The 24,167-nt window shown below is 68.5% G+C and carries 25 protein-coding genes and 1 riboswitch; of the genes, 10 read left to right on the forward strand and 15 right to left on the reverse strand.

What is annotated here, in order from left to right:
• The first annotated feature begins 76 nt into the window (after positions 1–76).
• Complete coding sequence (locus B9A95_RS24255) at positions 77–1,513, forward strand: phytoene desaturase family protein (RefSeq protein WP_084049614.1); 1,437 nt, start codon at positions 77–79, stop codon at positions 1,511–1,513.
• Positions 1,514–1,529: 16 nt separating this feature from the next.
• Here the strand turns inward: B9A95_RS24255 and B9A95_RS24260 are convergent, their stop codons facing one another.
• Both B9A95_RS24260 and B9A95_RS24265 read right to left on the reverse strand, forming a co-directional pair.
• Positions 1,530–1,802, reverse strand: a complete 273-nt coding sequence (locus B9A95_RS24260; RefSeq protein WP_084049615.1) for a hypothetical protein — start codon at positions 1,800–1,802, stop codon at positions 1,530–1,532.
• Between the two features lie 4 nt (positions 1,803–1,806).
• Complete coding sequence (locus B9A95_RS24265) at positions 1,807–3,006, reverse strand: DUF885 domain-containing protein (RefSeq protein WP_084049616.1); 1,200 nt, start codon at positions 3,004–3,006, stop codon at positions 1,807–1,809.
• A gap of 779 nt (positions 3,007–3,785) precedes the next feature.
• Between B9A95_RS24265 and plsY the strand changes: the two genes are divergently transcribed.
• The 4 genes from plsY to B9A95_RS24285 all read left to right on the forward strand — a co-directional run bounded on the left by plsY (position 3,786) and on the right by B9A95_RS24285 (position 6,841).
• A complete protein-coding gene (gene plsY, locus B9A95_RS24270; protein WP_245808467.1) occupies positions 3,786–4,412 on the forward strand; it encodes a glycerol-3-phosphate 1-O-acyltransferase PlsY in 627 nt (208 codons plus the stop codon).
• Between the two features lie 102 nt (positions 4,413–4,514).
• A complete protein-coding gene (locus B9A95_RS24275) occupies positions 4,515–4,814 on the forward strand; it encodes a hypothetical protein (RefSeq protein WP_084049618.1) in 300 nt (99 codons plus the stop codon).
• A gap of 326 nt (positions 4,815–5,140) precedes the next feature.
• Complete coding sequence (locus B9A95_RS24280) at positions 5,141–6,166, forward strand: aspartate-semialdehyde dehydrogenase (protein WP_084049619.1); 1,026 nt, start codon at positions 5,141–5,143, stop codon at positions 6,164–6,166.
• A 54-nt stretch (positions 6,167–6,220) separates the two neighbouring features.
• Positions 6,221–6,841: a rhomboid family intramembrane serine protease gene (locus tag B9A95_RS24285; RefSeq protein ID WP_084049620.1), complete on the forward strand. Its 621-nt coding sequence runs from the start codon at positions 6,221–6,223 to the stop codon at positions 6,839–6,841.
• 11 nt (positions 6,842–6,852) lie between these two features.
• Here B9A95_RS24285 and B9A95_RS24290 read toward each other — a convergent pair whose 3' ends face one another.
• The 8 genes from B9A95_RS24290 to rpmI form a co-directional block, all read right to left on the reverse strand.
• Positions 6,853–7,482: a thymidine kinase gene (locus B9A95_RS24290; RefSeq protein ID WP_084049621.1), complete on the reverse strand. Its 630-nt coding sequence runs from the start codon at positions 7,480–7,482 to the stop codon at positions 6,853–6,855.
• A 451-nt stretch (positions 7,483–7,933) separates the two neighbouring features.
• Complete coding sequence (rpmE, locus tag B9A95_RS24295; protein ID WP_084049622.1) at positions 7,934–8,152, reverse strand: 50S ribosomal protein L31; 219 nt, start codon at positions 8,150–8,152, stop codon at positions 7,934–7,936.
• Between the two features lie 75 nt (positions 8,153–8,227).
• Complete coding sequence (locus tag B9A95_RS24300; RefSeq protein ID WP_425429967.1) at positions 8,228–9,403, reverse strand: amidohydrolase family protein; 1,176 nt, start codon at positions 9,401–9,403, stop codon at positions 8,228–8,230.
• 60 nt (positions 9,404–9,463) lie between these two features.
• Complete coding sequence (locus tag B9A95_RS24305; protein WP_084049624.1) at positions 9,464–10,198, reverse strand: sporulation protein; 735 nt, start codon at positions 10,196–10,198, stop codon at positions 9,464–9,466.
• Positions 10,199–10,266: 68 nt separating this feature from the next.
• Positions 10,267–11,022 carry a polyphosphate--glucose phosphotransferase gene (ppgK, locus tag B9A95_RS24310; protein ID WP_084049625.1) on the reverse strand — a complete coding sequence of 252 codons (756 nt, stop codon included), beginning with the start codon at positions 11,020–11,022 and terminating at the stop codon, positions 10,267–10,269.
• 48 nt (positions 11,023–11,070) lie between these two features.
• Positions 11,071–12,606 carry a sensor domain-containing diguanylate cyclase gene (locus B9A95_RS24315; RefSeq protein WP_084049626.1) on the reverse strand — a complete coding sequence of 512 codons (1,536 nt, stop codon included), beginning with the start codon at positions 12,604–12,606 and terminating at the stop codon, positions 11,071–11,073.
• Between the two features lie 120 nt (positions 12,607–12,726).
• Positions 12,727–13,086, reverse strand: a complete 360-nt coding sequence (gene rplT / locus B9A95_RS24320; RefSeq protein ID WP_084049627.1) for a 50S ribosomal protein L20 — start codon at positions 13,084–13,086, stop codon at positions 12,727–12,729.
• A gap of 5 nt (positions 13,087–13,091) precedes the next feature.
• Complete coding sequence (gene rpmI, locus B9A95_RS24325; RefSeq protein ID WP_084049628.1) at positions 13,092–13,292, reverse strand: 50S ribosomal protein L35; 201 nt, start codon at positions 13,290–13,292, stop codon at positions 13,092–13,094.
• A 51-nt stretch (positions 13,293–13,343) separates the two neighbouring features.
• Here rpmI and B9A95_RS24330 point away from each other — a divergent pair, with 51 nt between their 5' ends.
• Positions 13,344–13,583 carry a hypothetical protein gene (locus tag B9A95_RS24330; protein ID WP_084049629.1) on the forward strand — a complete coding sequence of 80 codons (240 nt, stop codon included), beginning with the start codon at positions 13,344–13,346 and terminating at the stop codon, positions 13,581–13,583.
• Positions 13,584–14,434: 851 nt separating this feature from the next.
• Here B9A95_RS24330 and B9A95_RS24335 read toward each other — a convergent pair.
• The 4 genes from B9A95_RS24335 to B9A95_RS34770 form a co-directional block, all read right to left on the reverse strand.
• Entirely contained in the window at positions 14,435–16,354 is a 1,920-nt protein-coding gene (locus B9A95_RS24335) for an alpha-amylase family protein (protein WP_084049630.1), read from the reverse strand.
• Between the two features lie 54 nt (positions 16,355–16,408).
• Entirely contained in the window at positions 16,409–16,888 is a 480-nt protein-coding gene (locus tag B9A95_RS24340) for a riboflavin biosynthesis intermediates N-glycosidase (protein ID WP_084049631.1), read from the reverse strand.
• Positions 16,889–17,014: 126 nt separating this feature from the next.
• Entirely contained in the window at positions 17,015–17,281 is a 267-nt protein-coding gene (locus B9A95_RS24345; RefSeq protein WP_084049632.1) for a DUF2171 domain-containing protein, read from the reverse strand.
• Between the two features lie 663 nt (positions 17,282–17,944).
• Positions 17,945–18,091 carry a hypothetical protein gene (locus tag B9A95_RS34770; RefSeq protein ID WP_212648376.1) on the reverse strand — a complete coding sequence of 49 codons (147 nt, stop codon included), beginning with the start codon at positions 18,089–18,091 and terminating at the stop codon, positions 17,945–17,947.
• Positions 18,092–18,126: 35 nt separating this feature from the next.
• Here B9A95_RS34770 and proS point away from each other — a divergent pair, with 35 nt between their 5' ends.
• Positions 18,127–19,620 carry a proline--tRNA ligase gene (gene proS / locus B9A95_RS24355; protein ID WP_084050948.1) on the forward strand — a complete coding sequence of 498 codons (1,494 nt, stop codon included), beginning with the start codon at positions 18,127–18,129 and terminating at the stop codon, positions 19,618–19,620.
• Between the two features lie 719 nt (positions 19,621–20,339).
• Here the strand turns inward: proS and B9A95_RS24360 are convergent.
• Positions 20,340–20,783, reverse strand: coding sequence for an EamA family transporter (locus B9A95_RS24360; RefSeq protein WP_084050949.1), 444 nt, complete (start codon positions 20,781–20,783; stop codon positions 20,340–20,342).
• Between the two features lie 83 nt (positions 20,784–20,866).
• Here B9A95_RS24360 and B9A95_RS24365 point away from each other — a divergent pair, with 83 nt between their 5' ends.
• The 3 genes from B9A95_RS24365 to B9A95_RS24375 all read left to right on the forward strand — a co-directional run bounded on the left by B9A95_RS24365 (position 20,867) and on the right by B9A95_RS24375 (position 23,981).
• Complete coding sequence (locus B9A95_RS24365; protein ID WP_084049633.1) at positions 20,867–21,253, forward strand: Fur family transcriptional regulator; 387 nt, start codon at positions 20,867–20,869, stop codon at positions 21,251–21,253.
• A gap of 148 nt (positions 21,254–21,401) precedes the next feature.
• Positions 21,402–21,508: riboswitch (SAM riboswitch) on the forward strand.
• 134 nt (positions 21,509–21,642) lie between these two features.
• A complete protein-coding gene (locus B9A95_RS24370; RefSeq protein ID WP_084049634.1) occupies positions 21,643–22,977 on the forward strand; it encodes an O-acetylhomoserine aminocarboxypropyltransferase/cysteine synthase family protein in 1,335 nt (444 codons plus the stop codon).
• Entirely contained in the window at positions 22,974–23,981 is a 1,008-nt protein-coding gene (locus B9A95_RS24375) for a homoserine O-acetyltransferase family protein (RefSeq protein WP_084049635.1), read from the forward strand. The genes B9A95_RS24370 and B9A95_RS24375 overlap by 4 nt, the downstream gene beginning before the upstream one ends.
• The last annotated feature ends 186 nt before the right edge of the window (positions 23,982–24,167 follow it).

Below are 24,167 nucleotides of genomic sequence, written 5' to 3' on the forward strand. Positions count from 1 at the left end.
CGGACAAGTGGGCCCGACGTAACCGGCCTCCTGCCGGGAGTCGGCCGAGGCGTCCATCGCGCGGTACCCTGCCCCCATGACTGCTCCCCGTCCGCTCGACGCCGTGATCGTGGGAGGAGGACCCAACGGCCTGGCCGCCGCCGTGACGCTGGCACGGGCCGGCCTGAAGGTGCGGGTGCTGGAGCGGCACGAACGGGTGGGCGGCGGCCTGAGCAGTGCCGAACTGACACGGCCCGGCTTCGTCCACGACTTCGGCAGCGCCATTCATCCCCTCGGCCTCGCGTCGCCCGCCTTTCGCGGGTGGCCGCTGCACGCCTTCGGGCTGCGGTGGGTCCAGCCCGCCGCGCCGTTCGGGCACGTGCTCGAAGACGGTATGGGCGTGGTGATCGGGCGTGATCTGGACGCGGCGGTGCAGGCCCTCGGGGCAGACGGGGAGCGGTGGCGGGCCCTGTTCGCTCCCCTCGTGGCGCAGTGGCGCGAACTGCTGGACGACGTGCTGCGGCCCATTCCCCGACTGCCCCGGCATCCTTTCACGCTGGCACGGTTCGGGCTGCGGGCACTGCCCCCAGCGGCCCTGACGGCGCACCTCTTCCGCACCCGGGAGGCGCGGGCGGCGTGGGCCGGACTGGCCGCCCACAGCAATCTGCCCCTGTCCACCCCGGGCACGGGCGCGGCTCCGCTGATTCTGGGCACGCTCGCGCATGCGGTGGGCTGGCCCTTTCCGGCGGGGGGCGCCCAGGCACTCGCGGACGCCCTGGCCGCCTACCTGCGCTTCCTGGGAGGCGAGATCGAGACGGGGGTGGCGGTGCGGACCCAGCACGATCTGCCCCCGGCGCGGGCAGTGCTGGTGGATTCCAGCCCGGAGGTGCTGCTGGAAGTGCTGGGAAAGCGCACCACCCCGGGTTACGCCGCCTGGCTGCGCCGCTACCGGTACGGTCCGGGCCTGCTGAAGCTCGACTACGCGCTGTCGGGACCGGTGCCCTGGCGTGACCCGGCACTTGGGCAGGCGGGAACCCTTCATCTGGGTGGCGCGGCGGAAGCCATCACCCAGGCCGAGGCCGAGGTGGCGCGGGGCGCCCTGCCTGAACGTCCCTATGTGCTCGCCGCCCAGCACACCCCTTTCGATCCCTCGCGGGCGCCGGTGGGGGGGCATACCTTCTGGGCCTACGCGCACGTTCCGCCCGGGACGCCGGACACCTACGCCGCCCGAATCGAGGCGCAGATCGAGCGGGCCGCTCCCGGGTTCCGAGACCTCGTGCTGGGCCGCCGGGTCACGAACGCGCGGCAACTTCAGGCCTTCAGCCCCGTATTTCAGGGCGGTGACGTGAACGGAGGGCGCGGAGACCTGTGGGGCCTGCTCGCCCGTCCCGTGCCCTCCCCCACCCCGTACCGAACGCCCGTCCCCGGCATCTACCTGTGCGGCAGCGCCACGCCCCCCGGCGGCGGCATCCACGGCATGAGCGGGTACTGGGCAGCACAGGCGGCGTTGGCGGACGTATTCGGACGGCGGTAAACGTCGAATCCGTCCTTCAGTCGCCCACGAACACCTGCCGCTCGTACATGCCGGGAGCCTCGGCGGCGCGCAACGCCCGCCCCGCCTGCTCGCGCAGCCGCCCCAGCACGAGGGCGGTGACGGGGCCCTCGCCATACATCGCCAGGGCGTCGCGCGTGACGAAAATTTCCAGCCCACGCTCCCCCGATGCGTCCGTCACCCGGAAGACGCGGCCCTCCAGCGTGTCCGACTGGTCCACCTGCATGTTGTCGGGAAAGCCCATCTGCCGCACCTGTGCCTGAAACTCCATGGGCCTATTGTGCCTGCCCCAGCACCTCCCGCATCTGCCCCGGGGTCAGCGGCTCTTGCAGCAGGCGGCGAAAACCTTCCGGGCCGAGGCGCTCCATCCAGCCTTCCACCAGATCGTCGCCCACGGTGTAGGTGAAGATGTAGGCGCGGAAGTTGGGCTGCGAGATAAAGCGCAGGGTCTGGCGGGCGCGGGCCTCCGTCGCCACGTTGTAACGCTGAACGAAGTCCAGCACCTCAGCCTCGGGAGCACCGTCGGCGTGGAGCATCAGGGCCGCCGCGCCGCTCACGCCCTTCAGACCCTGGGTGGCGCGGCTGGCGGCGAGGTAGGCGCGTACGTCTCCAGGGTCCAGCCCGGCCAGGGCTGCGAGCTCGCCCGTCAGCCAGCTGTCCAGTTCTCCGCGCTCCATAACGGCCGCTCGGGCGTTCATGGCGATGCCCTCGCTGACCACACACTCGGGCGCGTTGATGAGCTGGATGCCGTGTTCGCGCCAGCCGCGCTCGCGCGCCAGGCGGGCCTCTTTGGTGGCGTGCTCGGTGTGGTGGCCAGGGTAGCCCTCGTGGGCGAGCAGATCGGGCAGGCGGGGCAGCAGTACAGGCAGGTCCGTGTTGACGTCGATTCGGCTCTGCAAGTTGCCCAGCGGCCAGTTGTATCCACCCCAGGGCTTGTCGCTCACCAGACCGATGGTGAAGTTCTCTCCGTCCGGCAGCCCGAAGCGCTTACGGGTGCGCGCCCGCAACTCGGCCAGGATGGGTTCGGCCACCCGCAGAATGTCCTCCCGGCGCAGGGCCACCCGCACGTTCAGCGCCTCCTGGCGCGCATTCAGGGAGCCGGAACCGGGCAGCACGTCTTCCAGTTCGCGTAGCGCCGCCTCCAATTCGTCCTCCTTCGCCCGTACGGGCCCGATATCGAACAGGCCGCGCACCTCGTCCTCGTAGGGCAACGCCTCTCCCGACAGCATGCGTGTCAACGTGTGCATCGCCCGCACCTGGGCGAGCAGGAAGGGGCGGCGCTCGGCGTCCTCCACCTCAGCGACGTCGGCGAGCAGGCGCTCGGCCTCGGCGCGCAGCTCGGCGGGGTCCCGTTTCGTGCGGTCTGCCCACTCCGGCGGCCCCCCGTATCCGTCCACGAAGCCCTCTGAATGGGCATCAATGGCGTGCGCGAGGCGGATATAACGCTCGGCGGGGTCCGGCTGCGTTGGGGTCATGGGCGCAGGATAACGGGGACGGGGAAACAGGCCGCCTGAAGAGAATTCGCACCCACCGGAGGACCGCGCAGGCTACACCGGAAGCCCCGGAGCTCTGCCCGGGACCTGCTGACCGCCAGTACCACCCCACTGGAAGGCGGACATGACCTCGACGTCCCCAGCCCCTGGGCCTACTCGCGTGCGCCTGCGCAAGCTGCTGTGGGCCTACGCCGTACGCGGCCCACAGCCTGCCGCGGGTGGAAGCTGGGCAAATCCTGGTGCCGCTGGGGGAGGCGTGCGGTCTCTTCTCGCCCATTGCCTTGCCCGGCGGGGAGAGGCAGCGGGCAGCGTAAAACGGCAGGGGACCGTCACCAAAGTGCCCGTGCTGTGGCAAAACGGGGACAGGACGCCTCCGCACCGCGGGAAGCGTCCCCGGGACCCGCGCCCGCAGATGGTGGACCGGACGCCGCACGTCCACCCGCCGCGGGTTCCGCTCCCGGTGCAGCGCGTGCGGCGTCGGGAGGGGGACGCACACCTCTATCTCTCCGGGGCCCCGCCACAGACCGAAGTCCATCTGTTTTTCAAGGAGAGCGGCCGCGGTGGTGGGCGCCGTGAGGGGGCACAAAATTCGCACACCGGGTGTGCGCCGCAGCCCCTTTCGCTGCTCGCTTACCCACGGGAAATGCCCACCTGATTTCAGTTCGTCTCTACCCCCGCGGTGCCGCAACCCCACGGAGGCCCGCCCTTCCCTCACCCTTCCTGAACCCGGCCGGGCCGCGGGCGTGCGTACAATTAACTGCGTGACTGTGCCCGCCCACCTCGCGCTCGCCCTCCCGGCCCTGGTGGCCTCGTACCTGATCGGCTCGGTGCCCGCCGCCGCCTGGGTGGCCCGCGCCCGGGGAGTGGACATCCGCAAGGTGGGCAGCGGCAACAGCGGAGCCACCAACGTGCTGCGCTCGCTGGGCAAGGGCCCGGCGCTGGGCGTGGCCCTCTTCGACATCCTCAAGGGAGCGCTGGCCGTGGGTCTGGCGCACCTGCTGGGGCTGGGGCCGGTGTGGGCCGCGGTGTGCGGTGTGGCGGCCGTGCTCGGCCACAACTTCAGCCCCTTCCTGAACTGGCGGGGCGGTAAGGGCGTGGCGACGAGCTTCGGAACCATTGCGGCGCTAGACCCGGTGGTGGGCGCGGTGGTCTTTGCGGTGGGGGCGAGTTGCATGTGGCTCACGCGCTACGTCAGCGCGGGCAGCATTCTGGGAGCGCTGACGGGAGCCGCCGTGTCGGTGGCGCTGGGCCGCCCGTGGTGGTTGGTCGTGGTGGTGGCTGGCCTCTCCACGCTGCTGACTTGGCAGCATCGGGACAACATCACGCGGCTGCACGCCGGAACCGAGCGGCGGCTGGGCGAGCCCAAGTCGAGCAAGCCCAAAGTGTAGGCATTCGTCCCACGCCCCGGTCCCCTGCGCTATTCTGGAGGAGTCATTCCATCAGGAGAGAAGCCGGACGGGGTTCAGCCCGCCCCGGCGCGGGGAGCGTTCATGCCGGTCAGGATTCGGATTTACGGTCACGAGGCCACTTTTGCCGGGGGGCAGTGGACCTGCGCGGACGACAGCCTTCAGGCCATGCTGCAGGCCCTCGCCGATCCGCGCGCCACCACGCCCGAACAGGAACACGTCCACGCCCTGTATGCGGCCGGGCGCTTTGGTGGCCTGATCGCCACTCCCCAGGGCTGGGAAGCCGCTCCCCACCCCGAGGCCGAGATCCGTATGGAGGACATCGCCCCGACGCGGCGGCCCGAGCAGAGTGGATGGCTGTCGTTTCTGAAACGGAAGCGGTAGGGGCGGGGTCTGGAGCGTGGTCCTCTGCCGTCTCGGTGGCCCCCTCTCCCCTCGGAGGAGAGGGGGGCGGCGCAGCAGCAGGGTGACCGGTACAGCCCGCAGAGCGGGGGCCAGCAGCCGGCGAAACCGGCCCACAAAACCAACACCCTGGACTCCCCCTCCACACCCCCCGTGCCTAGCCCTGCCCCCTTGACCCCCGGCCTCCGGGCCGTTACCTTGCCCCTATGTGCCGCCCCACCACCATCACTTGACCCGGGCGGCCTGCGTTGTTTACAGCCGCCCGCAAGATGCGTGGCGGATTTTTTCTTTTGGGAAGGGGTTTGAAGATGCGCGTAGCGATTGTGGGAGCCACGGGGGCCGTCGGACACGAACTCTTGAAGGTGCTGGAGGCCAGCACGCTGCAGATGGACGAGCTGCAGCTGTACGCCAGCCCGCGCTCGGCGGGGCTCAAGCTGCCCTTTGCAGGCCGGGAACTGACGGTGCGCGCCACGCCCGAAGGCGCCATTGACGCCGACGTGATCCTGGCCTCGGCGGGCGGTTCCATCAGCAAGGAGAAGGCCCCAGCGTGGGTGGCGGGCGGCGCGGTGGTCATCGACAACTCCAGCGCCTTCCGCTACGACCCGGAAGTGCCGCTGGTGGTGCCCGAGGTCAACGGCGAGGCGGCGCTGCACCACAAAGGCATTATCGCCAATCCCAACTGCACCACGGCCATCGCGGTGGTGGCCGTCGCACCCCTGCACCGGGCCTACGGGGTCAAGCGCATGATCGTCTCCACGTACCAGGCCACGAGCGGCGCGGGTCAGAAGGGCATGGAGGAACTGCTGGACCAGACCCGCGTGGCTCTGGGCGGCGGCGACGCCGGCGCGTCGGTGTTTGCGCACCCCATCCCCTTCAACGTCATTCCGCACATTGACGCCTTTCAGGACAACGGGTACACCAAGGAAGAGATGAAGGTGGTCTGGGAGACGCGCAAGATCATCGGGGACGAGTCCCTCCAGATCAGCTGCACCGCCGTGCGCATCCCCACCCTGCGCACCCACTCCGAAGCGATCACGCTGGAACTGGAACGCCCCGCCACCCCCGAGCAGGCCCGCGAACTGCTGCGGCAGGCGGCGGGCGTGGAGGTGCGCGACGAGCCCGGGGCCAAGCTCTACCCCATGCCCCTTACCGCCAGCGGCAAGTACGACGTGGAGGTGGGCCGCATCCGGTCCTCGCTGGTCTTCGGGGGCGGCCTGGACCTGTTTGTCGCGGGCGATCAGCTGCTCAAGGGCGCGGCGCTGAACGCAGTGCAGATCGCGGAATACCTGCAGGAGAATGGGGCGCTGAAGGCGCGGCAGAAAGCAGAAGGCTAAAGGCCCAAAGCGCGCCTTCACAAGCGCCCATCTGCCCAGTGGCACACTGGAAGCGTGGCCCGTCTCCCCTCCACCGCCCCGCGTCCCCCTTCCCCTTCGCCCGTCCGGTCCGCCGCCCTGCTTACGGCGCTGCTGGTCGGCGGCTTATGGGGGCAGGAGACGGTGGACCAGTTCGCGCTGGGCGGCTCGCTGGACCGCTACGGCATCCTGCCGCGTGACCCGGCCAGCGTGTGGCACGTGCTGACCGCGCCCTTCTTGCATTACGGCTTCGCGCATCTCATCGCCAACACCGGCCCCCTGACCGTGCTCACCTTTATGGGAGCACTGCGGGGCGTGGAGCGATTTCTGGCGGCCACCCTGGTCATTGTGGTGGTGGGCGGGCTGCTGGTGTGGCTGCTGGGCCGGGGCGGCAGCGTTCACCTGGGGGCCAGCGAGCTGGTGTTCGGCTTTCTCGCCTACCTGCTGGGTGTGGGCTGGTGGGAGCGTACGGCCCCCGCCATCGGGGCTGCCGCCTTCGCCCTCTTCCTGTACGGCGGCGTGCTGTGGGGGGTGCTGCCCACCAATCCCGTGATCTCCTGGGAAGCGCACCTGTTCGGCTTCGTGGCAGGCCTGATCGCGGCGGCGCTGCTGCACCGGCGGGGTGTACCGCGCGGGCGCGGAGCCGTTGACCCTTAGCCTTTGGCCTTTCAGGGCCAAAGGCCCTCCACTCCCCGGACCTCGTGATGCACCCGGCAACGGGCCTCGTAGGCTTCCTCCGCGCCCACGAGCACCACCGGATCGTCGAAGCGGGCGGGCATGCCGCCAATCAAGCGTTGCGAGCGGGTGGCGGGCGCGCCGCAAACCGTGCAGATGGCGGTCAGTTTCTCCACGCTCTCGGCGCGGGCCAGCAGTTCGGGGATGCAGCCGAAGGGCTCGGCGCGAAAATCAAGGTCCAGCCCAGCCAGAATGACGCGCACGCCCGCCTCCGCCAGGTCCAGCACCAGCGGAGCGAGGTCCGGTCCGAAGAACTGCGCCTCATCGATCCCCACCACCTCGGGCAGACGCTCGCCCGGGGCGGAGAGCAGCGGTCCCTCGCCCGCCAGGTGATCCCGAATGGCAGACACACCGGGCACCGCCACGGCCCCGATCTGCCGCCCCGCGTGGCTGGCAACGTGGGTGGCGTGGTAGCGGCTGTCCAGCGCGGGCTTGAACACGGCCACCCGCTGCCGGGCGATCACGGCGCGGGTGAGGCGGCGGATGAGTTCCTCGCTCTTGCCGCTGAACATGGGCCCGACGATCACTTCGAGGTGGCCGCCGTGGTAGGGGGACTTGAGCACGGGAGGGATTATGGCAGAGGGACCGGGGACCGCAGAGCAGAGGGGGCAGGCTGCTGAAGGCGGAGGGCCGAGGACCCCGTTCGGACGTCTGCCGCGGCCGGGGCAAAAGCCCCGCCTTCAGCCCTCACGCCAGAGGTGGACCAGGCGGCGAAGGCGGGCGTGATCGGGAAGGGGCAGCCCAGGAGAAGCGCCGCTGCCGGCAGACAGCCGCGGACCGCTCCACTCCGGCAAGATCACCCCCAGCCGCTCACCCGCGCCCTGTTCCCGTACTCCCCGCCTCTGCCACCCGAGAGTTCCAACGGTACCGCTGGGCCCCAACGCTGATGGAACGCCCACCCTTTTTCCCCGGCAAGGCCACAGCGTCCTCTCTGGATTTCTGACGTTCGCCATCCGCCTTCGGCAACACAAAACCCCTGGAGCAGCCCAGGGGTCCGTGTTCGCTTCGCGCGGCTTACTTCTTCTTCGTGCGGTAGCTGTCGCCGAAGCGCTTGTTGAACTTGTCGACGCGGCCCTCGGTATCGACGAAGCGCTCTTCGCCGGTCCAGAAGGGGTGCACGCCGCTCCACACGTCCACGTGAATTTCGGGACGGGTGCTCAGGGTTTCCATCACGACCTTGCCCTGGTAGATAATCTTGCAAGGAACGGCTTTGGGGTGGATGTCAGTCTTCATGTGTTCGCCTCCTCCGTCACGTCTGTTGTGCGTGACGGGCAACCCTGACAGTCTAGCAGATCTCCCCCACCTCCGTCACCAGACCAGGCGCTCGTCCCAGATGTCTCCTCGGCGCAGCAGCGGCGTCCTGGTCCCCACCACCCGGTGGCCGCCCTTCACGGCAGCCCGCACAATCAGGCGCGGGTCCAGTTCAGGATGTTGCCCCCGGGCAAAGGCCACGTCCTCCCGCACATCCAGGCTCTCGCCGCTGGCGACGGAATCGGTGCCCACCGCCACTTCCACTCCCGCGGCCGCAAAAGCCGCCCAGGGAAAGACGCCGCACTCGAGATGGGCGTTCGAGCGTGGGCAGGTGACGACGGCGCAGCCAGCACGGGCCGTCTGGGCGATGTCGTCCGGCGTGACGTTCACCATATGCACCAGCGTGGGCCGCCCCGCCAGGACCCCAAGTTCGGCCAGGTAACGCACGGGGGTCAGCTCCGGTTCGGGCTCACGCCCGATCACGCCTGCGAAGGTGGCCGGGTACAGGGGTGGCGGGCGGTTGTCCCAGATCGGGCCGCCCCCGGTGCGGAACAGTTCGGCCTCAGCGGGGTGTTCAGCCACATGGATTTGCAGGGGCAACCCCTCACCCACCGCGTACTCGGTCAGCAGGCGCATCAGGCGGTGGCTGACGGTGTAGGGCGTATGCGGCGACAGGCCCACGCGTGGGCCGCCGGGACGCTCCCGCTTTCGCCACGCCTCGATTCGCGTGCGGGCCGCCCCAAAAATCTCGTCGGCGCGTTCGGGAAAGGGGCCAAGCACCTCAAAATAGAAGGTGCCGCGCAGGTCTTCGCGGCCGAGCAGGGTGTCCATCCCCTCGGAAGACCAGACGATATCGCCCACCGCCGCCGTGCGCAGGCGGACCAGCGTGTTGGCCCCCGCCGCCGCCGCCGCCGCGCCCCGCCGCCCACGCTGGGCAATCACCACCTCGGGAATCCAGCGGAAATAGGGCAGGGCCTGAAACGTGTAGGCGCTCATGTCCAGGTGCGTGTGTGCGTTGACGGGTGGCGGGGCAATTACGGGTCCTACGTACCGCTCGCGCGCGTGCGGGTGGCTCACGCGCAGAATGGCCGGGTCCCCGGTGGCCGCCACGGTGCCGCCGGACACCACCACGCCACCCGGCGCGAAGCCCCCACCGACGCCGGTGTATAGCACGTCGCAGGTCAGGAGTTCGGGAGCATGAGGGTCAGCGGGGGCGGAGGAACCGGAAGTCATGGAGCGCATTGTGCCGCGCGTGGGCCGCAGGTGGAGGGTGTCCGCGCGCCCGCCTCCCCTTTAGGACAGTTGCCCGATCCGCGCCCGCAGCTCGTGCGCCACAGCGTCCGGTCCGCGCAGCAACGTCTCGTTCGGCACGTGCCAGCGGCCCTTTTGCTCGAACTCCGCGGTAAAGAAACTCGCCATACCTGTCGCCCGGCGGTCCACTTCCAGCAGCACGTCCAGACCACCGGGCGTTTGGAACATCATCACTTCCAGTTCATTGATGCGGAACTGGCCGTGGGGCGGCGCGAAGCTCAATTCCTGCACGACGCGCCCGTGGTGGTACTCCACCTCGCTGGCCTTCAGGTGGAAGCCCAGGCGCTGTGCGGCCCCGATGACCACCTCCATCTCGCGGCTGGGCAGAATCTGGAGGTGATCGGTGTCGCCTGGGTCCACCGCGGCGGCGATGTCGGCGTCAGTGACGAGCCACACGGCCGTTCCGGGCAAGGTCAGGGGCGTGCCGTGGGGAATGGGCAGTCGAAAGGGAAATTCCAGCTTCTCGCCGGGGCGCAGGTCAAAGCCGCCGATCACCGGCTCGGTGAAAAGGGTGTGGACGAGGTAGGCGTCGTCGGCCTTGTAGCGGGTGGTCAGGCCGAGGTTGATGCGCTCGACGCGGTGCTCCAGCGCTCCCCCCGTCACCTGCACCACGCCGGTGAGGTCCTCGCCCACCCGGACCGCCGGATTCTGCACGAGGGCGTCCACACGCGCTCCACCGATGCCGACGGCCGCCATCATCTTTTTCAAGAATCCCATACAGATCACAGTACGTGACCGGGTCGGGAGAAGTTCCTCCGCCCGAATTGACTGGCGGTTGCAGTGCCCTAACGCCCCTGCAACCGCCGGGCTGCCACCAACGCCGCTCCCACGATCCCCGCCTCGTTGCGAAGCTGCGCGGGGACGACGCGGGTGCGCTCGGCGACAAGGGACTCGCTCCACTTGTCGGCCTTCTTGCTCACCCCGCCGCCGATCACGAACAGATCCGGCGAGAACAGCAGCTCCAGGTGCGCGAGGTACTTGCCGGCGCGGCCCGCCCACTCCTTCCAGCTGAGGTCGCCCTGCTCACGCGCGCGGTCCGAAGTCCAGGTCTCGGCGTGTCTGTCACCCTTCAGGTACAGGTGCCCGAGTTCGGTGTTGGGTACCAGCACGCCGTCGTGGATCAGGGCGCTGCCGATACCGGTGCCGAAGGTCAAGACGAGCACCACGCCCCGCACGCCCGCTCCGGCGCCGAACTGCGCTTCCGCCAGGCCCGCCGCGTCGGCGTCGTTGATCAGGAAGACCTCGCGTCCCGTCGCCTGCGAGAACAGCGCTGCCGCGTCCAGTCCAATCCAGCCCTTGTCGACGTTTGCGGCGCTCAGGGTCTTGCCGCCCTGCACGATGCCGGGAAAGGTGACGCCCACCGCGCCCGTGTGCCCGAAATGCCGGACCAGTTCGTTCACCACGTTCTGCACAGCGTCGGGGGCCGCCCCCGGAGGCGTGGGAATGCGGTGCCGTTCGGCCACGAGTTGCCCGGTGACGGTGTCTACGGGCGCCCCCTTGATGCCACTGCCGCCGATATCGATGCCGAGAATGACGCTCATGAAGGACAGGGTACGGGACGGAGGCACCGCTTGTGGTGGGTTAAGCGTTTATTCGACTGTTCTGTTCTGGCCGCGCGTCATTTGCCGCCGCGCTTTCTCCCGGTACATCCGTTCGTCTGCCCTCTCGATGAGGCTCCGGGCGTCGCTGCCCGCCTTGCTGTCGATCAGCCCGACACTGGCGCCCACCGGCTGGACCGTTACCTGACGCGCCGCCAGAACGGCGACGTCCACGCATTCCAGGACGTCGTCCTCACCCAGAGGGTCGAGCAGCAACGTGAATTCGTCTCCCCCATACCGGTACACCTCACCTGAGCGGCGCAACTCGCCGCGTAAGGCCGTGGCAAAGACGCGCAACAGGTGGTCGCCGGTGGCGTGGCCCTCATTGTCATTGACCCCTTTGAAGCCGTCCAGATCGATCAACCCCAGGGTAAAAGGCCCACCAGAGGCCAACCGGGCCGTCAGGGCTTCCTCGAAGGCTCGCCGGTTTCCTACCCCCGTCAGGGCATCTTGGCGGGCCATCTGGTCCCGCAGGGCCAGGGCAGTTCGGTGCTCCAACGCGGCGCGCACGCTGCGGCCAGCGGCGTCCAGCAACGCGCGGTCACTCTGGCGCCATGCCGCCCGGGGACCACGTTCTGCCCGTACGACCACCAGCAAAAAGGTGGTTTCTCCGAAGTGTCCCAGGGGCAACCAGGCCGCTGCCCGAATTCCAGCCTCCACCGCTTCGGGCAGGGCGAGCGGATGCGTGGCGTAATCTTGAAGGTAGACGGTGGAGGCGGCGCCGTGCAAGGAACGGGTCACGCCTCCAACCAGACGGGGCAGGCGCAGGGCAAACTCCAGGAGGGCGGGGCTCAGGTCGGGCTGGTGGTGGGCCACCTGAATGGAAAGGTCCTCCCCCTCCACGGTGATCAGGCCTGTCCAGTCCGCGTAGACCGTTGCGCCGATCATCTGGGCAGCAGCGAGGGTGGCTTCTTCGGGGGTCAGCGCCGAGTCGAGGAGGCTGTTGACCTCTTCGAGCACCTGGGCGTGCGACACGAACCGCTGCAAATCGCGCAACTGCTGTCCCTGCTGCTCCACCTGCCGTTCCAGCTCCTGCTGGCGCAGCCGCAGTTCCAATTCGTCCATCACCAGTGCGGCCAGGTCCTGCAAGGTCGCCCGGTCTTCGGCACTGAGCGTCCGGGGTCGGCTGTCGATAATGCAAATGGACCCCAGGCGGTGTCCGAGCGGCGTCACCAGTGGAGCGCCGGCATACATGCGGATGAAGGGCGCCTCCGTGACCTGGGCGTTGTCCTGAAAGCGGGGGTCAAGCGCCGCGTCCGGCACCTCCAGCACTTCCCCGCCCAGGATGGTCCAGGCGCAAAATGAACGCTCGCGCGGCGCCGTGCTGTCGCCAGTGCCGAAGCAGGACTTGCCCCATTGCCGGTGTTGATCCACAAAATTGATAATGGCGGCAGGAGCCTGAAGCGCACGGGCCGCCAGCCGGGTGAGGCGGTCAAACGTTTCTTCAGGAGCTGTATCGAGGATGTCATAACGGGCGAGATCGAGAAGCCGTCCATATTCATCTTCGGGAAGTGGAGCGGCGGGCATGCCCTTACCTTACGCCGCCTTCCCTTTCTGTACTCTTGCCGCCGCCCCCGCACGTTTCCCTGTGAACGCAGTGCAAAAAACCGCCTCCGTGTGGGAGGCGGCCTTTTCAACAGGTGGCGCTTATTTGTTGCGGGCACCCTTGGCCGCGTCCACGAGGGCGCGGAACGCTTCGGGCTCGCGGGCGGCGATGTCGGCCAGCACCTTGCGGTTCAGGTCCACCCCGGCGAGCTTGAGGCCCCCGATGAAGGTGGAGTAGTTCATGCCGTGCAGGCGGGCACCGGCGTTGATGCGCTGAATCCACAGGCGGCGGAAGTCACGCTTCTTGTTGCGGCGGTCGCGGTACTCGTAGGTCGCGGCGTTGAGCAGCGTCTGGAAGGCGTTGCGGTACTGCTTGGAGCGGCTGCCCCAGAAGCCCTTGGCGCGCTTGAGCACCTTCTTGTGGCGGCGGCGGCGGATCGTTCCAGTCTTGGCGCGTGGCATCTAGTTCACTTCCCCTTCGGCAGGGCGAGCTTCATGCGCGCCCACTCGCTCTTGGCGAGGACGAAACCCTTGCCCTTGCTGCTGATTTCCGCACCGCTCTTGCCGGTGTTCTGGTGGCGCTTGCCACTCTTGAACGCCATGACCTTGCCGGTCGCCGTGATCTTCACGCGGCGCGTCACGCTTTTTTTCGTCTTCATCTTAGGCATCTGGCGTGCCCTCCTTCGTGGCCCAGTCGCGCCCACCTTGAGGTGGGGCTCGTGTCCGGGGTTCGGGCCGTCCACGCGGGACTGTTGGTCGCCCTGCCCCACTTGACCAAGAGAAGACTATACGCGACGGGGGCGGGAGGGAGCAAGGGGTCAGGCCTGCCGGAAGTAGCGCTGGGCTGCCCGAAGCTGATCGGCATGCGGCCCGAAGACGCGGCGCACAGGCGCGTTGCCCGCGTCCGCTCCGCCCTGATCCGGCCCGAACTGCTGCGCGGCGAGGGGGCCAGCAGGTGAGCGTGGAGCCGTGTGCCGAGGTGACCGCCCCGCGCTCCGGGCCGCACGCCGATCCGGTTCCCGCGCTCCCGGGACGCTGCGCAGCCCCCACGGCTCCGGCGGCCACCACGCCCTCCTCTTTCCTGCAACAGCGCCAGCCCTGGGACAGCCCAAAGTCCTCCCGCCCCAGGTGGGCGAGCAACGGCCAAACCTCGGGCCGGGCCAGCTCGGTTTCACCGCCCTCCACCACCGCGGGGTCTTCTGGGTAAGGCTGGGCACGCCGGGTTGTCTCGCACGGCACGTGCTCGGAGTCCAGCGTCCAGCCCGCCGCCCCAGGGCGCCTGGGTCATTGTGAGGGCGTCCATGTCCTGCACCCGCAGGAGGCGTTCCGGAACGGCCCGTTTACGCAGGGCGTGGGCGAGAGGAGGGTGATGGCCTCCCCCGGTGTGTCCGCACGGAACGTAGAAATGAGCGGCACCTGCGGGGAGCCAGACAGCAGGGCCGTACCCTCTACCCCCCGCGCCAAGCGCAGAATCGGGCCCTGACCGAGACGAAATGTCGCTGCTTCCAACCGTTCCCGCAGGAAAGCGAGTCGGCGCTCGGCCCCAGCAACATCCCTGCGCAGGGCGAAGAGACCGGCCAGGGAGCCGTGGGTGGGGCAACCAATGGTGAAGGTGGACAAGGCAAGTTCAGGGAAATCAGGCCGCCGGGAACGCGATCAGGAGGGCAAAAGGGCCGGTTTCCGGAGCGGCGGGGCGCGGTGGGACTTGACCGGTACAGCCATGGGCACCCCAGGGACCAAAGAAGATGCAGGCCGCTTCCGCGCCCGCATGGGGGAATGGGGGACCGAGGTTGTGGCGTAGGCCACGCGCCTACTCCGCCCCCACCAGCCACAGCGCCCGGTACGGTTCCAGATGCAGGGTGCCGCCATTGAGGTTAAACGCGCTCCCGCTCAGGAGGTCTTGGCTCCGCTCACCCAGGGCGTTCCTCAGGGAACAGGCGGGCAACGTCACGCTGTCCTCGCTGAAGTTGTACACCTGCACCATCTCGCCCAGGGGATGTTCGCGGCGCAGCAGCAGCACCCGCCCATCGGGACTGGGCATCACCCGGCTCTCGATGCTGGCGTGCAGGTGGGGCGCCTCGCGCCGGACGCGCAGCAGGTGGCGCAACCCGGCATTGACGCGGGCAGCGGGCAATTGAGGCTCGTCTTCTATGCGCCCAGCCAACGCCCAGTCCATGCAGGGCCGGTGAACCCAGCGGTTGTCGGGGGCATGTTCGGGCACGTCCGCGAAGCCGTAGTCATTCAGCAGCGCCAACTCGTCGCCCATATACAGCAGGGGCACACCGCCAAAGCCCAGGATGACGGCGTGCAGCAGCAGCAGGCGGTCGATGGCGTCGTTCACACGTCCCTCGTCTCCGCCCTCAAGCGCCGCCTCCAGCCCGGCGAGGCTCGCGCCCATGCCGCTGATGCGGCGGTCCCCCGTGGCGGGGTTGTACTGAAAGACGAGCCCGCGCGCGAACGAACCGGGAAACCCGCCGCTGTAGAAGTCGCTGAGGAAGCGCCGATGCGCCTCGCCGCTTAGGCCTGCGCGGGCAGCGTCCTCGTCGCTGATGGCCCAGCCGATGTCGTCGTGGCAGCGCACGTAGACGCCCCAGGTGGTGGTGGTGGGCTTGGGGGGAAAGGCACGCAGGGCTTCCTCGAACAGGCGGGTGTTGCGGCTGGCAAGGCTGCTCCACAGCTGCACCATCACGCTGTTGTGGTACGCCATGTCGGACACGCGCCCATGGTGAGCGCCCCGGCCCAGGTAGTGAATCAGCTGCGCCGGCGCGACGATGGCCTCCGCCTTGAAGGCCACCGCAGGCGCGACGATGCGCGCGGCGGTCCGCAGGGCGCGGGTGAGCAGGTGAACCTCGGGCTGGTTTTGGCTGTCGGTGCCCAGCCGCTTCCACAAAAAGGCGATGGCGTCCAGCCGGAACACCTCCACGCCCCTGTTGGCGAGGTACAGGATCAGGTCCACAAACTCCAAAAACACGCCGGGGTTGGCCCAGTTCAGGTCCCACTGGTAGGCGTTGAAGGTGGTCCAGACCCAACCCTGGGCCTCCTCATCCCAGGTGAAATTGCCCGGCGCGAAGTCGGGGAAGATTTCGGGCAGCGTGCGCTCGTAGGCATCCGGCCCGGTCCGGTCCGGGTAGATGTGAAAGTAGGCACGGTATTTGGGATCGCCCGCTCGCGCCCGTTCGGCCCACTCGTGCTCACGGGCGACGTGGTTGAGCACCAGGTCCAGCTCCAGGCTGATGCCCCGGCCCCGCAACGCACGGGCCAGGTCACTCAAATCGTCCATGTTGCCCAGGTCTTCGCGCACCGCACGGTAGTCGGCCACCGCGTAGCCGCCGTCGTTCTCGCCGGGACGCGGCTTGAGCAGCGGCATCAGGTGCAGGTGCGTGACGCCCAGACCTTCCAGATACTCCAGATGTTCGCCCACGCCCCTCAAGGTCCCGGCAAAGCGGTCCGCATAGGCCACGTAGCCCACCATCCCGGGCTGCTGCAACCAGTCGGGTTGCAACAGCCGGGCCTCATCGAGTCGCCGCAGATCGGTGGGACGGGCATGGAAGGCGCGCAGCATGACTTCCAGCAACTGACCCAGCAGTGTCCCCGTTTCTTCCCCATACAGCGGACGCAGGCTGTCTTGCAGGTCCGCGCCGTAGCGCTTCAGGCGCAGCAGGAAAGTCTCTGCGTCCCGGTCATCGTCGAAGGCCATCCGCAACCGTGCGGCGAGCTCTGAATTCAGCACCCGGACAGCATAAGGCGTTCGGGAAGAGGTGGGACCGGTTCCAGAGAATGAAAGCTACCCTTCGCCCACCGCCCGCAACTCCGTCCGCACGTCCATCAGCGCCTTACCCAGCAGGTTCTCGCCCCAGGCGTGGCGATTCGCCTCCGCACCGGATTCGCTGAAGCCGATTCCCCAAATACGGTCGGTGGGCGCCGCCTCCACGAGTTCGGCGTCGCCCGTCTCCAGCAGGAAGGCGCGCAGTCCAGGGTTCTGACCGAACTTCAGCCGCAGCATGTCCAGAGCCACGCCGTGGCGCTCACGGGTCCATACGGCATCGTCGTAGGGCGTGACGCGGCGGCCCAGCGCCTTGCACTCGGCGGGGGTGCAGGCGGCGAGGATGGCCGAACGCCGTTCCCCGTCTCCGAACAACTGCGCCTTGCGGGCCATCAGGTACTGCTCGGCCCAACGGTAGGTGACGCCCGCTTCGGTGAAGACGCTGGGGTGGAAATTGGAGAACGGGTGGGCCGTTCGGTAGAAGTAGAGGGTCTGGGACACGCGCCCAGTGTTTCAGGCCGCGTCCGAGGGGAAATCTGCCAGGGCGCGTAGGTCAACTGACCGGGCGCGGGCGCGCCCCGGCGCCCGACCAGCTCAAGGCCTCGCCGCCAGTTGGATGGCCAGACCCTACTGAATCTCGTTGTGCGAGACGTTCAGGTACACGGCCACCTCATCCAGGCTTTCCACCTGAACCAGAGGGATGTAGTGGTGCTGGCCATCGTGGCTGCCGCTGCGCGTGAGCTTCACGCGGTCGCCCTCCAGGCCGTCTACCGTGCCGACGTATTCGCCGTTCACGTCCTTGACCTGCAGGTGGTCGCCCTCGCGCGTCAGGCGCTCGCGCAGGTCCTGGGCAATGCGGTCGGTGATCTGTCCGGTCTGGTCGCTCTGCGTCATGAACGCAGCGTAGGCCGCGCTGTCCTCGCGGAAATGACAATTCCCTTGACTGGACCATCACCGCCCCTTGGGTGAGGGGTAAGTTTGTACGCTTTACGACACCGGGGGAAGGGCCGTGGGGGTAGAGAAAGGGGCTCAACCCGCACGCCCAGTCGCCTCCGCTCAGCCCCCAGCCCAGCGTGTTCAAATTGAGGGCCACCAACGCGCCGTTCACCCGCTCCCCAAACCCGGTCGGGGCCAAAGGCAGCGCCGGTGCGGGCGCCAGAATGCCCTTCTCGTTGAGAAGACAGCAACACCACCTGCACGCGGGCCATCACCGCCTGATCAGCGCAGCCTTGGGCGTCATGAACGTCGCCCCGGCGCAGACCCTTTTCCGCCGCGTTCAGCCAGAAGCCGGTCTGCCACCCGTAGCGCGCTTCCAGAGCGTGCGCGAGGGCGTCCGGATAGCCTCACGCAACTCCGCCAGCCGCCCGCGCGTCCTCCACGCTCTGGGCCACCCGTCCCAGCCCCTCGGCAGATGAAGTCCACCCGCTGACCGTTCACGGTCAGCCGAGCGCCGCCGTCCACCCAGGTTCCCCAGCCACCGGGCCGTGTGGCCTGGGCCGTACCCCGTCATCCAACGCGCGGTACAGGGGGTTCAGGGCCGCCAGATCGAATCCATTTTCAGCGTCGTAGGCCAACGACAGGTCTATGTCCGGGTCCCAGCGGGCCTTTCCGCGCGTGCGAGCCGCCCAGGGCCAACGCCTGCGCTCCGGGAACCCCGATCAGGCGAGCGGCGATGCGCGAAGCGGGCGGGGAAACGGCCACCATGCCCCGACTGGAACTGCCCCGCTATCATGCCCTCCATGACGAAGGACGGCGGCAACAACGGCAAGGCAGACAAGAAGGCCCAGCAATACGGAGTGACGCCCCAGAGCGTGGATTTCAACGACTGGTACAACGAGGTGGTCAAGAAGGCCGACCTCGCCGACAACAGCCCCGTGGCGGGCGCGATGGTGGTGCGGCCCTACGGCGCGGCCCTGTGGGAGAACGTCCAGCGCTGGCTCGATGACCGCTTCAAGGCCACCGGACACGAGTCGCTGATCTTCCCCACCCTGATCCCGATGGGCTTCATCACGAAAGAAGCCGACCACGTGGAGGGCTTTGCGCCCGAACTGTTCACGGTCAGCAAAATCGGCACCGAGGAGCTGGCCGAGCCCTACGTGATGCGCCCTACCAGCGAGACGATCATCGGGCACATGTGGAGCGGGTGGCTCAACAGTTACCGGGACCTCCCCTTCCTGCATTACCAGTGGGGCAGCGTGTTCCGGGCCGAGCTGCGGACCAAGGCGTTTTTGCGGACCTCCGAGTTCTTCTGGCACGAGGGCCACACCGCCCATGCGGACGAGGGCGAGGCGCGCGGCGAGGTCCGGCAGCAACTGGACGTGTACCACGAGTTCTGCCGCGATATGCTCGCGCTGCCCGTGGTGCGCGGCGAGAAAACGGCCAGCGAGAGATTCGCCGGGGCCGTGGCGACGTACTCCATTGAGGGCATGATGCGCGACGGCAAGGCGCTGCAATCGGGCACATCGCACTACCTGGGCCAGAACTTTTCCAAAGCCTTCGACGTGAAGTTCCAGACCCGCGAGCAGAAGGAGGCGTACGCCCACACCACGAGCTGGGCCATTTCCAGCCGCATCATCGGCGCGATCATCATGACGCACGGGGACGACTTCGGCCTGATCATGCCCCCCCGCATCGCGCCCATTCAGGTGGTGGTGATCCCCGTAGGCCGCAAGGACAACTTCGACGCAATGGTGGAAGAAGGCGAGAAGTTGGCCGCCGAACTCCGTGCCCAGGGCATCCGCGTGAAGGTGGACAAACGCGACGGCGTGACCAACGGCTTCAAGTACAACGACTGGGAACTCAAGGGCGTGCCCGTCCGGATCGAACTCGGTCCCCGCGACCTGGAGCAGGGCGTGGTGGTGGTGAAAAACCGCAACGGCAAGGACAAGGAGACGCTCGGCCGCAACGAAGCCGTGAGTGGTATGACCGCTCGCCTGGACGCCATTCACACTTGGCTGCTCGACCGCGCGACGGACTACATGATGGAGCACACCGTGAAGGCCGACAGCTACGAGGACCTGCAGGCCGCCATCGAGGGCGGGAACTGGGTGCGCGCCTTTCACTGCGGGGACGCGGCGTGCGAGAAGAGCATCAAGGACGACACAAAGGCCACCACCCGTAATATTCCGCTGGATGACGCGGAATTCTTCAATGAACGCGAGGAGGGCCGTTGCGTGAAGTGCGACCAGCCCAGCCCCTACGGCAAGCGGGTGATTTTCGGCCGGCAGTACTGAGGGGTGAGGCGTTATACGGGTTGCGTCCGTTTCGTGAACACACCGGAAGGCCGCCGGGTTGCTTCCCTCCACGCCCGGAACCCGTTTCTCTCCTTCTCGCTTTGCTCGGGCTGAATCGCTTTGCAAACGGTGCAACCGGAGTGGGGATTCGGGATCAGGGGTGAGGAAAGTCGGGCCATTGCGCTCCATCTCGGCGTGAGGTGGGGCGCTCGACCGTGTGGGGAGACGGCCCGTCCCCTTGCGCGCCCGTTCGGCTGTTGCTCGGTCGGGCGCCAGGCGTGCGGCGTTGCCGGCACCGCACGCCTGCTCGGGAGTCATGCGGGTGTATACCGGCTGGAACGTGTTTTCCCCGTTTGTACTGGCGCGGCTGTGGCCCCGTCTGCTGGGTTCCAGATCGGAACAAACCCGCCACCCCGGGGGTACACCGGCCGCTGCGCTGCTGCGAGCGCCACGCGGGTCAGTCTGATGTGCGCGGCCCTGGCCCTGAGTGAGGCGCATCCCCGCCCCCAGCTTGGCCGTCTCCCTTACCGCCGTACTGCCGTGTCTGCTGCACACCGAATACACGCTGCGCTACTACGCTGACGGCCGCGGCGTTCTGTTGCTGGAGGGGGACGCGGCCCTGACAGGCCCCGACTCTCTGTACCTGGGCCTGACCAACGGCATGACGCATCAGGTCAGCGGCGCGAACACCAACTCGCGCTCCGTGCGCCGCCTCATCCTCACCGGTCCGCCGCCATCAAATAGACCCCCGCGAGCAGCACCACCGCGCCCAACCAGCCGCGCCATCCATGCGGCTCGCGCAGAGCGAGGGCGCTGAACAGAAAGATAAAGGCCAGGCTCAGGCGGTCCAGCGCGGCCACTCCCGCCGTCGGTCCCACCCGCAGCGCCGCGAAATAGGCCAGCCAAGACGTTGCGCCGCTGAGGCCCGCCAGCGTGATAAACAGCCATGCCCGGCCCGTCAGGTGCGCCTTGCCGAACAGGAGCGGCCCCAGTTGCCCAGTGCCCAGCGCCACGCCGAGCATCACGAGCGCCATGATGACCGCGCGCAGGGCCGTGGCGAGGGTGGGGTTCACGCCCTCCAGGCCCAGTTTTCCAAACACGGTGACGCCCGCACCGCCCAGCGCCGCCAGCAGGCCCAGCGCGATCCATCCGAGGGAAGGCATGGCGGCCAGCATAGGCGACGCCTTCGAGAATTTTGTGTTTCGTTTTTTGATGCTTCGGGGGCCCGTCTGCTAGCGTAGGCGGCATGACGGCCACCCGCAGCACCCGCCAGCGCGACGTGATCGCCCGCGTGCTGGGGGAGGCCGAGGGGCCCCTCGCGGTGGTGGACGTGTTGGAACGCGCGCAGGCGGACCTGCCTGGCCTGGGCATCGCCACAGTCTACCGGACCCTCAAGCTCCTGACCGAGCAGGGCCAGATTCACCCCGTCACCCTGGACGGCGAGACGCGCTACGAGCGGGCGGGAGGCGGCCACCACCATCATTTTTCCTGCACGGGCTGCGGGCGGGTCTTTACCCTGCACACCTGCCCCGTCGCCCTGCCGCGTGGCACGGTGTATCCCGGCGGTTTCATCGTCGAGGCGCACGAGGTCACGCTGTACGGCAAATGCCCGGCGTGCGCGGCCTCGGCCTGACATAGGCGGTTTTGCTCCAAGTACCCCGCGCGGCTTCCGTGCCGGCGGCTCGGGAGAAGGGGGCAGGTGTGCACCTCTCCCGCTCGCGGCGGTTGACCCCCCACGCCTCCGCCTGCTACCCTCGGCGGTAGCTCCCGCGTGGAGCCACTCCTTATCCAGAGCGCCCGAGAGACCTGGCTCGCAGACGGCGCGGCAACCGGACCTCATCACGTCACGGTGCCAAGGCCAGCCCACCGCCCCCATCAACGATGATGGCCGGAGCGTGGGACCGATCAGGGAAGGTCACGCGGACGATCATCACCCCCGCCCCTTCTCGATGTCCGAGAGGGGGCACGCCTTTTTGGCTGGCCCCTCACCCCCCCGAGCTTTTTTCTCTGTGAGGAGTCCCCATGTCCACCCCCAAGCACCTCCGTTTTGAAACCCTGCAGGTCCACGCCGGTCAGAAGCCCGATCCCACCACCGGCGCGCAGGCCGTGCCCATCTACGCCACCAACTCCTACGTGTTCGAGTCGCCCGAACATGCGGCGAACCTGTTTGGCCTGCGGGCTTTCGGCAACATCTACAGCCGCATCATGAACCCCACCAACGCCGTGTTCGAGGAGCGCGTGGCGGCGCTGGAAGGCGGCGTGGGAGCCCTGGCCGTGGCGAGCGGGCACGCGGCGCAGTTCCTGGCGATCACCAACGTGGCGCAGGCCGGGGACAACATCGTCTCCACACCCAACCTGTACGGCGGCACCGTCAACCAGTTCCGGGTCACGCTGGCGCGGCTCGGGATAGAGGTGCGCTTTACGGGCAAGGACGAGCGCCCCGAGGAGTTCGCGTCCCTGATCGACGACCGCACGCGGGCAGTGTACCTGGAGACCATCGGCAACCCGGCGCTCAATGTGCCCGACTTCGAGGCCATCGCCGCCGCCGCGCACGCGAAGGGCGTGGCCGTGTTCGTGGACAACACGTTTGGAGCCGGAGGGTACTACTGCCAGCCGCTGAAGCACGGCGCGAACGTGGTGCTGCACTCGGCGAGCAAGTGGATCGGCGGGCACGGCAACGGCATCGGCGGCGTGATCGTGGACGGCGGCAATTTCAACTGGGGCAACGGGCGCTACCCCCTGTTCACCGAGCCCAGCCCCAGCTACCACGGCCTGAACTTCTGGGAGACCTTCGGCGAGGGCAATGGGCTGGGTCTGCCCAACCTGGCCTTTATCCTGCGCGCCCGGACCGAGGGCCTGCGGGATCTGGGCGCGACGCTCGCGCCGCAGCAGGCGTGGCAGTTCATTCAGGGGCTGGAAACGCTGAGCCTCCGCGCCGAGCGCCACGCGCAGAACGCGCTGGCGCTGGCCTCCTGGCTGGGCACCCACCCCGACGTGGCGCGCGTGACCTACCCCGGCTTGAGCAACCACCCGCACTATGACCGGGCGCAGACCTACCTGCCGCGCGGCGCGGGGGCCGTCCTGACCTTCGAGCTGCGCGGGGGGCGCGCGGCGGGCGAGGCGTTTATCCGCTCCACCCAGCTCGCCCAGCACGTCGCCAATGTGGGCGACACGCGCACGCTGGTGATTCACCCGGCCAGTACCACACACTCACAGCTTGACGAGGTGACGCAGGCTGCAGCGGGGGTCACGCCCGGCCTGGTCCGCGTCTCGGTGGGCATCGAGCATATCGACGACATCCGCGAGGACTTCGCGCAGGCGCTCGCCACGGCGCTGGTGGACGCCGAGAGCGTATGACGGCTGTGACGCTCTCCCCTGACCTTTCGCCTCCCCCCCCGCCCGAGCGATGTTTTCGGCAGCAGACGGCGCTGCTGTTCCGGCAGGCACCGCTGCTGCTGGACTGCGGACAGCCCGTCAATGACGTGCGGGTGGCCTACCACACCTACGGCACGCCCTCGGAACACGCGGTGCTCGTGCTGCACGCGCTGACGGGCACGAGCGCCGTGCATGAGTGGTGGCCGGACTTTCTGGGCGAGGGCCGTCCCCTGGACCCCACCCGGGACTACATCGTGTGCGCCAATGTACTGGGCGGCTGTGCGGGCACCACGGGTCCGGCGGAACTGCCCCAGATCGGCAGCGGGGACGCGCCCCTCACCCTGCGTGATATGGCGCGGGTGGGGCGGGCGCTGCTGGAACACCTGGGCGTGCGGCGCGTCTCGGTGGTGGGGGCGAGCATGGGTGGCATGTTGGCCTACGCCTGGCTGCTGGAATGCCCCGATCTGGTGGACCGGGCGCTGATCGTCGGGGCCCCCGCGCGCCACTCGCCCTGGGCGATTGGGCTGAACACGGCCGCCCGGAATGCCATCCAGGCGGCTCCCGGTGGCGAGGGCCTGAAGGTGGCGCGGCAGATCGCCATGCTGAGTTACCGCTCGCCTGAGAGCTTCGCGCTGACGCAGGCGGGGACGAGCCACCGTCGGCCCGGCGCCCCTGCCATCACCACCTACCTCGAACACCAGGGCGAGAAGCTGGCAAACCGCTTCTGCGAGCGCAGCTACCTCGCCCTGACGGGCGCGATGGACCGCTTTCAGCCGAGCGACGCCGAACTGCAGACCGTCCGCGTGCCGGTCCTGGCGGTGGGCATCTCCAGCGACGTGCTGTACCCACCAGGGGAGGTGTGCGGGCACGCCGCCCTGCTGCCGAACAGCCGGTATCTGGAGCTGCAAAGCCCGCACGGGCACGACGCCTTTCTGATGGACCCGGGTCCGCTGCCCGCCTGGGCGGCGGAGTTTCTGACAGGCTGAGCCGGAGGGGCAGAGCCGGCCGGGGCACCGCGCCCAACCGTACCGCGCCCCGGAGTCGGAGGCGTTCTTGCCCGCCGCGCTGCCCCCAGAACGCGGGCGGGAACAGCACGGAACAGTCAGGCGGTGGTGCTCGGCCGTCCGAACGGGCATAGTGGGACCATTTGAGTCGGTCCGCCCCGGACCCGG

The sequence above is a fragment of the Deinococcus hopiensis KR-140 genome, assembly GCF_900176165.1.
Lineage (GTDB): Bacteria > Deinococcota > Deinococci > Deinococcales > Deinococcaceae > Deinococcus > Deinococcus hopiensis.

Excerpts from the sequence above, each read along its gene's own strand:
- B9A95_RS24255 (WP_084049614.1), top strand. The coding sequence starts at position 77 with ATGACTGCTCCCCGTCCGCTCGACGCCGTGATCGTGGGAGGAGGACCC.
- B9A95_RS24260 (WP_084049615.1), bottom strand. The coding sequence starts at position 1,802 with ATGGAGTTTCAGGCACAGGTGCGGCAGATGGGCTTTCCCGACAACATG.
- B9A95_RS24265 (WP_084049616.1), bottom strand. The coding sequence starts at position 3,006 with ATGACCCCAACGCAGCCGGACCCCGCCGAGCGTTATATCCGCCTCGCG.
- B9A95_RS24275 (WP_084049618.1), top strand. The coding sequence starts at position 4,515 with ATGCCGGTCAGGATTCGGATTTACGGTCACGAGGCCACTTTTGCCGGG.
- B9A95_RS24280 (WP_084049619.1), top strand. The coding sequence starts at position 5,141 with ATGCGCGTAGCGATTGTGGGAGCCACGGGGGCCGTCGGACACGAACTC.
- rpmE (WP_084049622.1), bottom strand. The coding sequence starts at position 8,152 with ATGAAGACTGACATCCACCCCAAAGCCGTTCCTTGCAAGATTATCTAC.
- B9A95_RS24300 (WP_425429967.1), bottom strand. The coding sequence starts at position 9,403 with ATGACTTCCGGTTCCTCCGCCCCCGCTGACCCTCATGCTCCCGAACTC.
- B9A95_RS24305 (WP_084049624.1), bottom strand. The coding sequence starts at position 10,198 with ATGGGATTCTTGAAAAAGATGATGGCGGCCGTCGGCATCGGTGGAGCG.
- ppgK (WP_084049625.1), bottom strand. The coding sequence starts at position 11,022 with ATGAGCGTCATTCTCGGCATCGATATCGGCGGCAGTGGCATCAAGGGG.
- B9A95_RS24315 (WP_084049626.1), bottom strand. The coding sequence starts at position 12,606 with ATGCCCGCCGCTCCACTTCCCGAAGATGAATATGGACGGCTTCTCGAT.
- rplT (WP_084049627.1), bottom strand. The coding sequence starts at position 13,086 with ATGCCACGCGCCAAGACTGGAACGATCCGCCGCCGCCGCCACAAGAAG.
- rpmI (WP_084049628.1), bottom strand. The coding sequence starts at position 13,292 with ATGCCTAAGATGAAGACGAAAAAAAGCGTGACGCGCCGCGTGAAGATC.
- B9A95_RS24345 (WP_084049632.1), bottom strand. The coding sequence starts at position 17,281 with ATGACGCAGAGCGACCAGACCGGACAGATCACCGACCGCATTGCCCAG.
- B9A95_RS34770 (WP_212648376.1), bottom strand. The coding sequence starts at position 18,091 with ATGGTGGCCGTTTCCCCGCCCGCTTCGCGCATCGCCGCTCGCCTGATC.
- proS (WP_084050948.1), top strand. The coding sequence starts at position 18,127 with ATGACGAAGGACGGCGGCAACAACGGCAAGGCAGACAAGAAGGCCCAG.
- B9A95_RS24360 (WP_084050949.1), bottom strand. The coding sequence starts at position 20,783 with ATGCCTTCCCTCGGATGGATCGCGCTGGGCCTGCTGGCGGCGCTGGGC.
- B9A95_RS24365 (WP_084049633.1), top strand. The coding sequence starts at position 20,867 with ATGACGGCCACCCGCAGCACCCGCCAGCGCGACGTGATCGCCCGCGTG.
- B9A95_RS24370 (WP_084049634.1), top strand. The coding sequence starts at position 21,643 with ATGTCCACCCCCAAGCACCTCCGTTTTGAAACCCTGCAGGTCCACGCC.
- B9A95_RS24375 (WP_084049635.1), top strand. The coding sequence starts at position 22,974 with ATGACGGCTGTGACGCTCTCCCCTGACCTTTCGCCTCCCCCCCCGCCC.